General features: G+C 71.5%; 9 protein-coding genes. 6 read left to right on the top strand and 3 right to left on the bottom strand.

What is annotated here, in order from left to right; all coding sequences use genetic code 11:
• The first annotated feature begins 108 nt into the window (after positions 1-108).
• The gene (locus ACFO60_RS24440) at positions 109-4293 is read left to right on the top strand and encodes a HAMP domain-containing protein (protein ID WP_380843833.1); all 4185 of its coding nucleotides are present in this window, start codon (positions 109-111) and stop codon (positions 4291-4293) included.
• Positions 4293-4919, top strand: coding sequence for a response regulator (locus ACFO60_RS24435; RefSeq protein WP_380843831.1), 627 nt, complete (start codon positions 4293-4295; stop codon positions 4917-4919). The genes ACFO60_RS24440 and ACFO60_RS24435 overlap by 1 nt, the downstream gene beginning before the upstream one ends.
• 151 nt (positions 4920-5070) lie before the next feature.
• Here ACFO60_RS24435 and ACFO60_RS24430 read toward each other — a convergent pair whose 3' ends face one another.
• On the bottom strand, positions 5071-7689 hold the full coding sequence (locus ACFO60_RS24430; protein ID WP_380843829.1) for an NYN domain-containing protein: 2619 nt from the start codon (positions 7687-7689) through the stop codon (positions 5071-5073).
• 234 nt (positions 7690-7923) lie between these two features.
• On the opposite strand from ACFO60_RS24430, the gene pyrE reads away from it, so the two are divergent.
• A complete protein-coding gene (gene pyrE / locus ACFO60_RS24425) occupies positions 7924-8460 on the top strand; it encodes an orotate phosphoribosyltransferase (protein WP_380843827.1) in 537 nt (178 codons plus the stop codon).
• A gap of 51 nt (positions 8461-8511) precedes the next feature.
• On the opposite strand, the gene ACFO60_RS24420 is transcribed toward pyrE, so the two are convergent.
• On the bottom strand, positions 8512-8994 hold the full coding sequence (locus ACFO60_RS24420; protein WP_380843825.1) for a hypothetical protein: 483 nt from the start codon (positions 8992-8994) through the stop codon (positions 8512-8514).
• 222 nt (positions 8995-9216) lie between these two features.
• On the bottom strand, positions 9217-9930 hold the full coding sequence (locus ACFO60_RS24415) for a DedA family protein (protein ID WP_380843823.1): 714 nt from the start codon (positions 9928-9930) through the stop codon (positions 9217-9219).
• 253 nt (positions 9931-10183) lie between these two features.
• On the opposite strand from ACFO60_RS24415, the gene fbaA reads away from it, so the two are divergent.
• The 3 genes from fbaA to ACFO60_RS24400 all read left to right on the top strand — a co-directional run bounded on the left by fbaA (position 10184) and on the right by ACFO60_RS24400 (position 14272).
• Complete coding sequence (gene fbaA, locus ACFO60_RS24410; RefSeq protein ID WP_380843821.1) at positions 10184-11206, top strand: class II fructose-bisphosphate aldolase; 1023 nt, start codon at positions 10184-10186, stop codon at positions 11204-11206.
• A 215-nt stretch (positions 11207-11421) separates the two neighbouring features.
• Complete coding sequence (locus ACFO60_RS24405) at positions 11422-13014, top strand: asparagine synthase-related protein (protein ID WP_380843819.1); 1593 nt, start codon at positions 11422-11424, stop codon at positions 13012-13014.
• 49 nt (positions 13015-13063) lie between these two features.
• Entirely contained in the window at positions 13064-14272 is a 1209-nt protein-coding gene (locus ACFO60_RS24400; RefSeq protein ID WP_380843817.1) for a class I SAM-dependent methyltransferase, read from the top strand.
• Positions 14273-14300 lie beyond the last annotated feature (28 nt).

Genomic DNA, 14300 nt, shown 5'->3' with positions numbered 1-14300 from the left:
CCACAGTCGGCCGTCACACGCGGTCGATCGACAGGGCGACCGCACAGCGTCCTTCATGCCAGACTGGCACTACTCCGCATCCCGCCCGAACAGCGTGAAGGAGGCTTCATGAAGGGTACCCCTACGACGGGGGCAGGCTCGGAGCGGTCCTATACCGAGTCCGATCTTCAGCCGTTCCTGGAAACCCTCATGTCGTGGCGTGATGGCGACTTCACGAAACGTGTGCCCTTCGCGCCTCCGGGCAACCTCAGCGCGGTCAGACTACTCCTCAACGAGGTGGCCGACCGCCGCGAGCACCTGGCCAACGAGCTGATCCGCGTGAGCCGCGAGGTCGTCAAAGAGGGCCGCTTCGACGTCCGCCTGGTGCCCGGCCCCGGCGTGGGCCTGTGGGCCGAGAGCGTCCATTCGGTGAACGACCTGATCGACGGGCTGGTGGGCCCGGTGAGCAGCGCCGCCGACGTGCTGGACGCCGTCGCCCTCGGAGACCTGTCGCGGCGCCTCGACGTCGGCCGCACGGCCAAGGGCGAGGTGCGGCGGCTCGGCAGGGCGATCAACGGCATGGTCGACCAGCTCTCCCTGTTCAGCTCGGAGGTGACCAGGGTCGCGCGCGAGGTCGGCTCCGAAGGACAGCTCGGCGGCCGCGCCAACCTCCGCGGCCTGTCCGGAAGCTGGCGCGACCTCACCGAGGCCGTGAACACCATGTCCAGCCGGGTCTCCGCCCAGGTGCGCGACATCGCCGTCGTGACCACCGCCGTCGCCCGCGGCGACCTGAGCCGCAAGGTCACCGTCGACGCCGTCGGCGAGATGCTCGAGCTCAAGAACACCGTCAACACCATGGTCGACCAGCTCTCGGCCTTCGCCGAGGAGGTCACCCGGGTCGCCCGCGAGGTCGGCACCGAGGGCGAGCTGGGCGGCCAGGCGCGGGTGCGCGGCGTGTCGGGCGTCTGGAAGGACCTCACCGACAACGTCAACGTCATGGCCAGCAACCTGACCAGCCAGGTCCGCGGCATCGCCACCGTCGCCACGGCGGTCGCCCAGGGCGACCTGTCCAAGAAGATCACCGCGGACGCCCGCGGCGAGATCCTGCAGCTCAAGACGACCCTCAACACGATGGTCGACCAGCTCTCCCTGTTCGCCGACGAGGTCACCCGCGTGGCCCGCGAGGTCGGCACCGAGGGCCAGCTCGGCGGCCGCGCCGAGGTCAAGGGCGTGTCGGGCGTCTGGAAGGACCTCACCGACAACGTCAACTCGATGGCGAACAACCTGACCTACCAGGTGCGCAACATCGCCCAGGTCACCAAGGCCGTGGCCGGCGGCGACCTGTCCAAGAAGATCGACGTCGACGCCCAGGGCGAGATCCTCGAGCTCAAGTCCACGATCAACACCATGGTCGACCAGCTCTCCCTGGTCGCCTCCGAGGTGAGCCGCGTGGCCCGCGAGGTCGGCTCAGAGGGCCAGCTCGGCGGCCAGGCGCAGGTGCACGGCGTGTCCGGGGTCTGGAAGGACCTCACCGACAACGTCAACTTCATGGCCAACAACCTGACCTCGCAGGTGCGGCAGATCGCCGCCGTCTCCACCGCCGTCGTGCAGGGCAACCTGTCCAAGAAGATCACCGTCGACGCGCAGGGCGAGATCCTGCAGCTCAAGGACACCGTCAACACGATGGTCGACCAGCTCTCCCTGTTCGCCGACGAGGTCACCCGCGTGGCCCGCGAGGTCGGCACCATGGGGCAGCTCGGCGGCCAGGCCCGGGTGCGCGGCGTGTCGGGCGTCTGGAAGGACCTCACCGACAACGTCAACTCGATGGCCACCAACCTGACCTACCAGGTGCGCAACATCGGCGAGGTGACCACGGCGGTCGCCAGGGGCGACCTGTCCAAGAAGATCGACGTCGACGCCCAGGGCGAGATCCTCGTGCTGAAGACGACCATCAACCGCATGGTCGACCAGCTGTCGTCGTTCGCCTCCGAGGTCACCCGCGTGGCCCGCGAGGTCGCCTCCGAGGGCCAGCTCGGCGGCCAGGCCCGCGTCGAGGGCGTCGAGGGCACCTGGAAGCAGCTCACCCAGAGCGTGAACGAGCTGGCCAGCAGCCTGAGCACGCAGGTGCGCGCGATCGCCGAGGTCACCAGCGCGGTCGCCCGCGGCGACCTCACCCGCTCGATCACCGTCGAGGCGCAGGGCGAGCTGGCCGACCTGAAGGACAACATCAACACGATGGTGTCCAACCTGGTCGCCACCACCATGGCCAACCAGGAGCAAGACTGGCTCAAGAGCAACCTCGCCCGCGTCTCGCGCCTCATGCAGGGCCACCGCGACCTGATGGAGGTCGCCAAGCTCATCATGAGCGAGCTCACGCCGCTGGTGTCGGCCCGCTACGGGGCCTTCTACATGGTCGAGAGTCCCGCCGACGACGAGCTCCGGCTGATCGCCGGGTACGGCGTGCGCCCCGGGCGCAGCGTCAGGCAGAGCTTCAAGTTCGGGCAGGGCATCGTCGGCCAGGCGGCCGCGGAAGGCCGCCCCATCGTGCTGGACGACGTCCCCGCCGCCTACCTGACCATCGAGACCGGGCTCAGCAAATCCACGCCCGCGCAGATCGTCGTGCTGCCGGTCCTGTTCGAGAACCAGGTGCTCGGCGTGCTCGAACTGGCCTCTTTCAGCCGGTTCGGAGAGACGCATCTCGCCTTCCTCAACCAGCTCGTCGAGACCATCGGCGTGACCATGAACACCATCATCGCCAACTCCCGCACCGAAGGCCTGCTCACCGAGTCCCAGCGCCTCACGACCGAGCTGCGTGAGCGCTCCGACGAGCTGCAACGCCAGCAGGAGGAGCTGCGCCGGTCCAACGCCGAGCTGGAGGACAAGGCCGCGCTGCTCGCCAAGCAGAACCGCGCCATCGAGATCCAGAACTTCCAGATCGAGCAGGCCCGCCGCACCCTGGAGGAGCGCGCCGAGCAGCTCGCGGTGTCCTCGCGCTACAAGACCGAGTTCCTCGCGAACATGTCCCACGAGCTGCGCACCCCGCTGAACAGCCTCCTGGTGCTGGCCAAGCTGCTGTCGGAGAACGCCGAGGGCAACCTGACCGCCAAGCAGGTGGAGTTCGCCCGCACCATCCACGGCGCCGGCTCGGCGCTGCTCCAGCTCATCAACGACATCCTCGACCTGTCCAAGGTCGAGGCGGGCCGCATGGACATCCACCCGCAGCAGCTCTCGCTGCCCAAGCTGGTGGAGTACGTCGAGGCGGCGTTCGCGCCGCTCGCGCAGGACAAGGGCCTGTCGTTCGCCGTCGAGGTCGAACCGTCGGTGCCCGAAGAACTGCACACCGACGAGCAGCGGCTTCAGCAGGTGCTGCGCAACCTGCTGTCCAACGCCGTCAAGTTCACCCCCAAGGGCGAGGTGCGCCTGCACATCAGCCGCGCGGAGGGCGGCGTGCCCTACATCGACCGCACGCTGCGCGACAACGACGACATCCTGTCGTTCTCGGTGGTGGACACCGGCATCGGCATCGCGCCCGAGAAGCTTGAGATGATCTTCGAGGCGTTCCGCCAGGCCGACGGCACCACCAGCCGCAAGTACGGCGGCACCGGCCTCGGCCTGTCGATCTGCCGCGAGATCGCCCGCCTGCTCGGCGGTGAGATCCACGCGACCAGCGACCAGGGGCACGGCAGCACCTTCACGCTGCACCTGCCGATCAGGTACGGCGGGCCGCTCGACGGCAGCAACGGCGGCGCGGCGATCTCGCCCGGCGACCACCGGCACGAGCGCGGCCGCGCGACCGGCGCCGTCCCCGACCTGCCGCAGATGCCCGAGCTCGGGGACGACATGCGGCTCCCGCAGCTCACCGAGAGCATCGAAAGCCGCGTCTGGCAGGGCGACGACCCGCTGAACGGTGCGAAGATCCTCATCGTGGACGACGACATCAGGAACGTCTTCGCGCTGACGAGCGTGCTCGAACGGCACGGCTCCACCGTGGTGTACGCCGAGAACGGCATAGAGGGCATCGAGCAGCTCGAACGCAACGAGGACGTCGCGCTGGTGCTGATGGACATCATGATGCCCGAGATGGACGGCTGGGCGACCACGTCGGCCATCCGCCGCATGCCGCAGTTCGCCGACCTGCCGATCATCGCGCTCACCGCCAAGGTGATGCAGGGTGACAGAGAGAAGAGCATCGCCTCGGGAGCGTCCGACTACGTGCCCAAGCCGGTGGACGTCGACCGGCTCCTCGAACGCCTGCGGGGCTGGCTGACGCGCGGCCGGGTGCCGTCGGGCGACGGAAGAGAAGGACGCGCTTGATGCCGGAGAGAGCGAAGATCCTGCTGGTCGACGACCGTGAGGAGAACCTCATCGCGTTGGAGGCCATCTTGAGCTCACTCGACGTGGTCGCCGTGCGCGCGCGTTCCGGCGAGGAGGCCCTGAAGGCCCTGCTCAGCATCGAGTTCGCGCTCATCCTGCTCGACGTGCGCATGCCCGGCATGGACGGCTTCGAGACGGCCGCGCACATCAAGCGGCGCGAGCGCACCCGCAACATCCCGATCATCTTCCTGACCGTGGTCGACAGCGCCCCCGACTACGCCTTCCGCGGTTACGCCGCGGGCGCCGTCGACTACCTCACCAAGCCGTTCGATCCGTGGGTGCTGCGGGCCAAGGTGTCGGTGTTCGTCGAGCTGTACAACATGAACCGCAGGCTCGCCGAGCAGGCGGCCCTGCTGCGCGAGCGCCTGACCGTCGAGTTGCCCGACGGCGTGGGCGCCGAGGTCCTCCCCGAGCTGTCGCGGCGCCTCTCGGCCGTCGAAGAGGAGCTCGCCCGCATCGAAGAGCACGTGTCGCAGGCCAACGGCAGCACTTCGCTGGCCGCCCCGGTCAAGGACCTCTCAGCACGCGTCCTGCACCTGCGGGCCGGCTTCGACGCCCTCTCGTAGCCTCGCGACCCGGCCTCGACACCCTGTCGTAGTTTCGGGAGCCGGGTCGTAGTTTCGCGAGCCGGCCTCGACACCCTGTCGTAGCCTCGCGCCCGGCTTCGACGCCCTCGCAGAGGGCTGGGGCTCGACGGCGGCCGGCGGGCTGCCGGGGTCAGCGGCGGGCGCGTTCCAGAGCGTCCCAGAAGCCCCGGCGCAGGGCGTGGCGCACCTCGTCGTGGAGCAGGAAGTCGATGGGCAGCGAGGAGCCCTGGAGCAGCCGGGCCTCCAGGTCTGAGGGCATGCGCGGCTTGCGGGCCAGCACGGCCTCCAGCCACAGGGCGGGAGCGTCGCGGGCGACCGACTCGCCGAAGTCGTGCCCTTCCTTGTGCGCGGCCTTCACCGCGTCGGCCAGCGTGGTGGTGCCCGGCGAGCTCATCGCGGACACCGGCGCCGGCTGAGGGCCGGTGTACGGGCCGAGGTGGTGTCCGGGGTAGGACGGGCCGCCGGAGCCGCCCATGCTGTATTGACCCGGCACGGCCGGAGGCTGCGGTGGGACGGGCGCCGCCATCGGCCCGGTCGGCGGCCCGGAGGACGACTGCGCGGCGCGGGAGGGCCGGTGCGCGTCGGAGGCGTACCCGGAGCCGGAGTAGGCGGCGGGAAGCGCGGGCTGCGAGGGGCGCTGCCCCCCGGCCTGCGGCGAACCGGACCCGTGCGCGCCCGAACCGTGCGGCTGTGAGGAGTGGGAGCCGGTGCCGTGCGAGCCGGTCGCGTGGGCGCCGCCGACTCGGGCGCCGGACCCGGGCGAGCGGACCGGGAGGCCGCCCGCGGTGGTCGGGCCGCCGCCGGAACCCGGGGAAGCGGCGGACGTGCCCGGCGGCGTGGCGCCGGACGCGGAGCGGGACGACGGCGGCCCGTCCCCGCCGGAGGAGTGGGACGCGCCGGAGACGGGCTCCCCGGAACGGGCGGAGCCGGACGACAGGCCGCCGGGCGTGAGGCCTCCGGAGGACAGATCGCCGGGCGGAAGGCCCGCGGAACCGGAGGAGAGACCGCTCGCCCCTGAACCGCCGGAGCCGTGCGAGCCGGAGGAGCCGTGTGAGCCGGAGGAGCCGTGCGAGCCGGAGGAGGGGAGGACCGTCCGGTCGGTGATGGCGGGGAAGCCCATGGTGAGCCCGCCGCCGCCGGAAAGGTCACCGGACACCGGACCGCCGGAGGAGAGCCCGCCGCTTCCTGGGCCGCCGGACGACAGGCCCCCGGACGCGGATCCATCGGACAGACGGGAGCCCTGACCACGGGAGTCCCCCGGCTGCCCCGAAGCACGCGCCTCGTGACCCAGAGAGCCGGACCCGAGCGAGCCGGACCCGAGCGAGCCGGACCCGAGCGAGCCGGAGCCGGATGAGTTCGGCCCCAGGGCGCCCGGCCCGGCGGACGCGCCCTGCGGTTCGGCGCCGAGGGAGCCCTGCCCGGTGGCGGCGCGGTGGTCGGAACCGTGCTGCCCCTGCCCGGTCGAGGAAAGCGAGTATTCAGAGCCCGGAGAGCCCTGCCCGGCGGTGGTGCTCTGGTAGTCGGCACCGGCGGAACCCTGCCGACCGGAGCCGGACTGGTACTCGGAACCGGCCGAACCCTGCCCCCCCGAGCCGACCTGGTACTCGGAACCGGCGGAGCTCTGCCCCCCTGGGGGAACCTGATAGTCGGCACCGGCCGAGCCCTGCCGACCGGAGCCGGACTGGTACTCGGAACCGGCCGAACCCTGCCCGGCGGAGGTGCTCGGGTAGTCGGAGCCGGCGGAAGCCTGCCCCGCGGAGATGCCCTGGTAGTTCGCGTCGGGCGGCGCCTGCCCGGCGGGAGAGGCCTGGTGGGCGGCGCCGGCCGGCCCCTGCCCCGCCGCCGCGCCCGGGTAGTCGCCGCCGGAAGCGCCCTGCCCGGTGGAGGAGAGGTGGTAGTCGGCGCCCCGGGAGTCCTGACCGCCGCCCGAGCCGTGCGCGCCAGGCCCCACCAGGGAGCCGAGAGCGCTCTGGGCGCGGCCCCCCGCGCCGGACTGCCGATCGTAGGGCGCCGGCGCCGAGGAGCCGGAAGCGGGAGGGGCCTGGGAGCCGGCGCCGAGAGCGTGGGGCGCCGGGGCGGCAGAATCGGCCGCCGGTGACGGGCGGCCGTGGTGCTGGGCGCGGGAGTCACGGGCCCGCCCGTTGCCGATGGGCTGCGGGAGGCGATGGCCGTTGCCCAAGGAGGAGCCGGCGTCGGCAGGGCCCGCCACGTTGCCGGTGACCAGGTTGACGTAGGGCCGGAGGTGCCCGCCGCCGATCTCGATCAGGTCGTCGCACTCTTGCTGGAGCGTGCGCGACACCGCCCACCCGCCCTCGGCCGCGATGTGGATCACGGTGACGCGGATGCCGAGGTCCTGGGCGTCGCTGACCACCTGGGCAAGGTCTTCGTCGCCGCTCACCACGACGGCGTCGCAGATGGCGTTGTTGCGGGCCAGGGTCATCAGGTCGCGGTGGACCTGGGCGTCCACGCCCTCTCTGCGGCCCGGCCTGATGCGGGCCAGCCGCAGCTTGAGCCCGGGGATGTCGGCGAGCGCGTCGTGCTCGGGGGTGCGCCTGCCCTCGACCGTCGCCTCGTACCAGTAGCAGCGCAGCAACGGCAGGCCGGTGCGCTCGCGGGCGAGCGTGGACAGCAGGTCGAGCAGGCCAGGGTAGTCCCAGGCGACGGCTTCGCGATGGCGGGTCCCATGCACGGCCATCGCGCCGTCGGCCAGCAGATAGCCGGCGTCCACGAACAGCGCGCAGCGATCCACGCGACACCGCCCTTTCTACATGGCCCAGGTCCGGTGGCAGCCGAAGCCCGGCCCTATCTCAGGGTAATGAAGCCACTGATCGTGCGAGGGTGAATCCCGGCGATTCGGCCCGCGCCTGACCATATCGAGGAACGTTCATGCCAGACCGTATCAGTTTGCCTCCTATTACCGACCTGGGGTGATAAACGAGTGGCCCGCCGGTCGACGCGATTCGGGCCTCTCTAGGCTTGCCCCATGAGCGACCGTGAGAATCTACTGGAAGAGATCAAGAAAAAAGGCGTGGTGCACGGACGGGTCGTGCTCTCTTCGGGGCGCGAGGCCGATTGGTATGTGGATCTTCGGCGCATCACCCTGGACGGCGCCGCCGCCCCGCTGGTCGGCCGGGTGATGCTCGATCTCACCGACGATCTGGGGTACGACGCCGTCGGCGGGCTGACGCTCGGCGCCGACCCGGTGGCCGCGGCCATGCTGCACGCGGCGGCGGCGCGCGGGCGCGTCCTTGACGCCTTCGTCGTCCGCAAGGCCGGCAAGGCGCACGGCCTGCAGCGCCGCATCGAGGGGCCGGACGTCGCCGGACGCCGCGTACTGGCCGTGGAGGACACCTCGACCACCGGGGGGTCGGTTCTCACGGCGGTGGAGGCGCTGCGCGAGGCGGGAGCCGAGATCGTCGGCGTCGCGACCATCGTGGACCGGGGCGCGGCGGCGGCCATCGAAGCGGCCGGGCTGACCTACCGCACGGCGTACACGCTGACCGACCTCGGTCTCGACTAGACCGGCCTCCGCGGAACCGCCCGGCGGGGCGCCGCGGATGAAAGTTTCGCGTCAGAGCGCCGTGTCGCGCTCGATCTTGAGGGTCTGGCGCTCCCCCGGTTCGCCGGGGGAGCGCGGCTCGCCGTTCACTTCGACGTACACGGTGGAGGCGTCCCCGAGCACCACGGTCAGGGCCTGCTGGAAGTAGGCGGCCTGCTGGTCACGGCTCAGGTCGCGGTCTTCGACCACGTCGCCGCCGGTGATCCGGACGAACAGCGGGCACCGGTCGGCCCGGCACTCGACGAACACGGTGGGGACTTCGGCGCCGGCCGAGGGCGAAGGCGAGGAGAGCGCCGCGGGGGACGCGGACGAGGGAGCGGCCGCGGCCGTCTGACCTGCGCCGACGCCGGGCGTCGGCGCGGGCTCGGCGTCGGAGCTCAGCGAGCCTATGAGGGCGAGGACGCCCACCACGATCAGCGCGAGCAGCACCAGGACCGCCAGGCCCACGAGCAGCAGGCGGGCGATGCCCAACGGGTCCGACCTGTGGCGTCCCACATACCGGAGGGTAGCGCTTGTGAGGCCTCCGACGACCGCTAAGCAGGAGTTACTCGCCCACCGGGCGCGGCCGTGACCTGGGCGGCCTCACCTCGGCGGTGTCGGCGGACCACCGCACCGGGCGCCGGGCCGCGTCGTCACAGCGGCGGGCCGGCTCGTCACAGCGCGGGGCCGGCTCGTCACAGCGGCAGGGCCGGCCCGTCAAGCCGCAGGGCGGGGTCGTTACAGCGGCGGGGCCGGGTCGCGGTGATGGCGCCCGCGGGGCTCGACGGCCGCGTCGGTGGCCGTCCTGGCCTCCCGCCGGCCCTTGATGATCTCGCGGATGATCGGGATCACCGACAGGAGGACGATCAACGCGGCGCCCGGCAGGATGTAGCGGTCGACGTCCGGGACGGCGTTGCCGGCGAAGGTGCCGACGGCGTAGCCGATGAGCAGCATCGACTCGGTCCAAAGGACGCCGCCCACGACGTTCCACAGGAAGAACCGCCGCACCGGCATGCCGAGCATGCCGGCGACCGGGTTGAGGAACGTGCGGACGATCGGGATGAACCTCGCCAGCACCACGGCCTTGGACGGGCCGAACTTCGCGAAGTAATGCTCGGCCTTGTCGACGTACTCCTGCTTGAACAGGCGCGAGTCGGGCCGGGAGAACAGGCGGGGGCCGCTCTTGGCGCCGATGTAGTGCCCGAGCTGGGCGCCCGCGATCGCGCACAGCGGCGTGCAGATCAGCAGGACGGGCAGCGGGAACGGCGTGTCGAGGCCGAAGGAGGTGGCGACGGCCGTGGACGCCCCCATGCCGGCGACCACGAGGAGCGAGTCGCCGGGCAGGAAGAACCCGATGAGCAGGCCCGTCTCGGCGAAGATGATCGCCAGGATGCCGATGAGCCCGAAGGTGACGATCCACCATTGGGCGTCCAGAAGATTTGTGAGGTCCATCACCGATGAGGGTACCGCTGGCAGGCGGGTTCGGTGTGCGAGAGGGTAGACCTGAGGGCGAGGACGAACGATGGCGTGAAAGGCCGGCGCCGAGCGTCTAGCACGGCCCGCCGGTGGAAACAAGAGGACCCACGGGCGAAAACAAGGGCCGGGCTCCTCCTTCCTGGAACGCCGCCGCTTCGGAATACTTGCCCGGGGGTGCGTTCTAGCCCTCCACCAGCCGATTTCGTTCCTTCTAGGGAGATGACTTCCGATGCCTATCGCGACCCCAGAGGTCTACGCCGAGATGCTCGACCGGGCCAAGGCCAATGGTTTCGCATATCCGGCCATCAACGTGACGTCCTCGCAGACGCTGAACGCCGCGCTGCGCGGGTTCGCCGAGGCCGAGAGTGACGGCATCATCCAGGTGTCCACCGGAGGCGCCGAGTACCTCTCCGGCACGTCGGTGAAGGACATGGTGACCGGCTCGGTGGCGCTGGCCGAGTACGCCCGCGTCGTGGCCGCCAAGTACCCGGTGACCGTCGCCCTGCACACCGACCACTGCCAGAAGGAAAGGCTCGACGGCTTCGTACGGCCGCTTCTCGACATCTCGCTCGAGCGCATCGCGCAGGGCAAGGACCCGCTGTTCCAGTCGCACATGTGGGACGGCTCGGCCTGCCCGCTGGACGAGAACCTCCAGATCGCCCGCGAACTCCTCGAGAAGGCCAACGCGGCCAACATCGTCCTCGAGGCCGAGATCGGCGTGGTCGGCGGCGAGGAGGACGGCGTCGTCGGCGAGATGAACGAGAAGCTCTACAGCACGCCCGAGGACGCCCTGGCCACCGCCGAGGCGCTCGGTCTGGGCGACCGCGGCCGCTACATGCTGGCCGCCACCTTCGGCAACGTGCACGGCGTCTACAAGCCGGGTCACGTCAAGCTGCGCCCGAGCGTGCTGAAGGACATCCAGGACGCCGTCGGCGCCAAGTACAGCCAGGAGAAGCCGTTCTACCTGGTCTTCCACGGCGGCTCCGGCTCCTCGCTCGAAGAGATCCGCGAGGCGATCTCCTACGGCGTGGTGAAGATGAACATCGACACCGACACCCAGTACGCCTTCACCCGCCCGGTGGCCGACCACATGTTCAGGAAGTACGACGGCGTCCTGAAGGTCGACGGCGACGTGGGCAGCAAGAAGGAGTACGACCCCCGCTCGTGGGGCAAGGCGGCAGAGGCGGGCATGGCGGCGCGCGTGACGGAGGCCTGCGAGCACCTGCTGTCCGCCGGCACCAAGCTGTCCTGACGTAACGGCGATCTTCGAGGAGAAGCCGCTCTGATCGCGTGGAACGGGCAAGGTCGCAGGTCCTGCCCGTTCCATGGGAATTCCCTGAGAGAAATCGCAAAAAGAGATGATAGGGAGGCTGATGTAACAAATATGTCGTTAGCATGAGCTAAATGTTCATCTCCTACCGAGCGCGACCATATGTGTGCGGTGCCATCGGAAAGTGGGATGCACGCGTGGCGGACCGGCTGCTGTCGGCCTCGCCGCGGGGGCTCGACGAGGTGCACCGCTCCCCGTCCGCTGCCCTGTGGTCGACGGGCGAGCCCGAGAACTGGTCGTCCGGCCCGCGCTCCGGCTACCTGTGGTGGCCGCTGGCGGGCGGGCTCCCGCAGCCGCACTCGTGGCAGGACGCCGCCGAGCGCCGCATGGCCGCCGGGCTGGTCGTCGACCGCCAGGGCGCCGTCCTGCACACCGACGCCCTCGGCCTGAACGAGTTGCACGTCCGTCCCCTGGGGGACGCCCTCTACTTCTCCGCCCGCGTCGACCCGCTCGTCCGGCTGGACGACGCCCCGCTCCACATGGACTGGTCGGCCTGGGCGAACCTGCTGGTGATGATGACGCCGCTCGGGGACGAGACGCCGTTCCGCGAGATCAGGCGCCTGTCGCCCGCGACCGCCTGGCGTGCCTCCTCCGGCGCCGGGCGACCGGCCGTCGAGAGCTTCGAGCCCGCCTGGCTGGCCGCCGAACCGCACAAGCCGCCCGCCCCCGAGGACATGGTGGACCTGATCGCGCAGCGCATCCCGCACCGCGCGGGTCCGGTGGCGGTCGGGCTCAGCGGCGGCTGGGACTCGCGGCTGCTCGCCTCGCTCGCGGCCCGCCGGGCGGGCGCCCAGGTCGAGGCGTGGACCACCAGCACCGACGACGGCCTGGACCTCGACCTCTCCCATGCCCCCGCCGTGGCCGCCGCGCTCGGCGTGCCGCACCACACGGTGGTCCCCGGGCCGGAGTCCTGGCTGGAGGAGCACCGGCTGGTGTGGCGGCGCACGCAGTACCAGACCCTGCACCACGGGTGGGCCATGCCGTACGCGCGGGCCGTCCACCGCCTGCGGGGGCCGTTGATCGACGGTTGCCTCGGCGACGGCCTGCTGAGAAGGGGCGGCGACCGCCCCCGGGGATTCGCGGCGGGGGCCGCGGGCCGTGAGCAGGCGCGCGCCGCGGCCTGGAGATCGCTGTCCGGGCACTTCCCGCGGCACGCCGAGATCTGGGCGCCCGGGGTGGGCGACGCCCTCGCCGACCTGAGCCTTTCGGCCTTCCACCGGGTGACGCGACCGGCGGACGGGCACCATGCCATGCCGGTGCTCGCCCGCCTGCTCACCCGCTATCGCGGGATCTACAGCTCGCCGAACTGGCTGCTCGGGCCCGAGGCGGAGGTGTGGCTGCCGTTCGCCGGGCCCGACGTGGTCACCGCGGCGCTCAGCATCCCGCTCGCCGCGCGCGAGGACCACGCGTATTACCGGGCGATGCTCGGGTACGGAGCACCGGATGTGGCCGCGCTCCCCTCCACGAACGACCCCGGCGACCGGCCGGCCCCAGGTCCGCGGCGCACGACGAGCCCTGCCGCGCTCGCCGAACTGGCCGGGAGCGTCGCGGCGAGCGACGAGGCGCGGGCGCTGCTCGGCCCGCGATTACTCGCCGCCCTGAGCGACGCCGACCTGCTCGCCCGGCAGGCGCGCTGGTCCGGTCCGCTCTACGTCCTTCAGTGGGCGAGCATGCTCGCTCGCTGGCGCGGTGAGTACGGCTCCCGCGTCTCCTGGGAGCCCTTTACCTGACATTGCATATTCTGGGATCCCCTGCCTGATAAATCCAGAAAGGGAACTTATGCGGACATTATCCCCACGCCTCCTCCTGGTCATCAGCGCCGCCCTCGCGGGCGTCGTCATGATCACGCTGGTGCTGCTGTCCGCTGCGGGCGCCGTGGAACCCATCGTCGCGGTGGAACTAGCCCTGTCGGTCATGATCCTGGGCACGACCGCCGTGATCGTCGCCGGCGGGCGCAGAACCGACGGCAAGGCGCTGCGCATCGACGCGCGGACCAAGCGCCAGGACGCCGCGCTCGCCAGGACCGAGCAGAGTCTCACGCGGCTCACGGCCACGCTCGACGGGCTCACCGGCCGGCTGGAGGACGCCGCCCGCGACCAGTCCCGCACCGTGCTGGCCGCCCTCGGCGAGGACCGCATGGAGCTCGCCGCGCAGACGCAGCGGCTCGACCGGCTCTCCGCCGCGGTGTCCCGCGTCGAGACCGCCGTCCGGCAGAGCGCCGACGATCTTTCCGACCTGCACAAGCACCATGAGCGCCTCACCGGCGCCGCCGTCCACGCCGCGCGCGACCTCGGCGAAAGGCTCGACGAACTGGGCGGGACGCTGCGCCACGGGCAGGCCGACCTGGCACGGGCGGCCCGCCGCGACTACGCGCAGCTCGAAGCGCTGATCGACGTCCGGGCCCTGCTCGAACCGCGCGCGCCGCTCCCCCGGCTGCGCGGCTGGGCGGCCTCCCCCGACGTCCTGCGCCTGCTCATCGAGCGCGTCGCGGCGGACCACCCAAAGATCATCGTGGAGTGCGGGAGCGGGGCGTCCAGCGTCTGGCTCGGATACGCCGTCCAGCGATTCGGCGGCGGCCGGATCGTCGCCCTGGAGCACGACGAGCGGTTCGCCGAGGCCTCCAGGGACCTCGTCGCCGCCCACGGCCTGCAGGACGTGGTCGAGGTGCGCCACGCCCCGCTCACCCCCTGGACCGCGGGCGGCGAGACCTTCCCCTGGTACGACACCAGGGCCGTGGACGACCTCAACGGCGTCGGCCTGGTCTTCGTGGACGGGCCGCCCGGGGCCGTCGCCCCGCTCGCCCGCTATCCGGCGCTGCCGGTGCTGCTGCCGCGCTGCGCGGAGGGCGCCTGGTTCGTCATGGACGACACCGACCGCCCCGGCGAGCGGGAGGCGGCCGACCGCTGGCTCACCGAGCACCCGGAGCTGACCGGCTTCGCGTACCCGGCCGAGAAGGGCGCCATGATCCTCAGGCGGACCCCCCGATGACCTCCTTCCAGTGCCCGGACGCCGGCCT

The sequence above is a fragment of the Sphaerisporangium dianthi genome (genome assembly GCF_042654065.1).
Taxonomy (GTDB): Bacteria; Actinomycetota; Actinomycetes; order Streptosporangiales; family Streptosporangiaceae; genus Sphaerisporangium; species Sphaerisporangium dianthi.
Note: the sequence above shows the minus strand (reverse complement) of the source record. Positions and strands in the feature narration are given on the sequence as shown.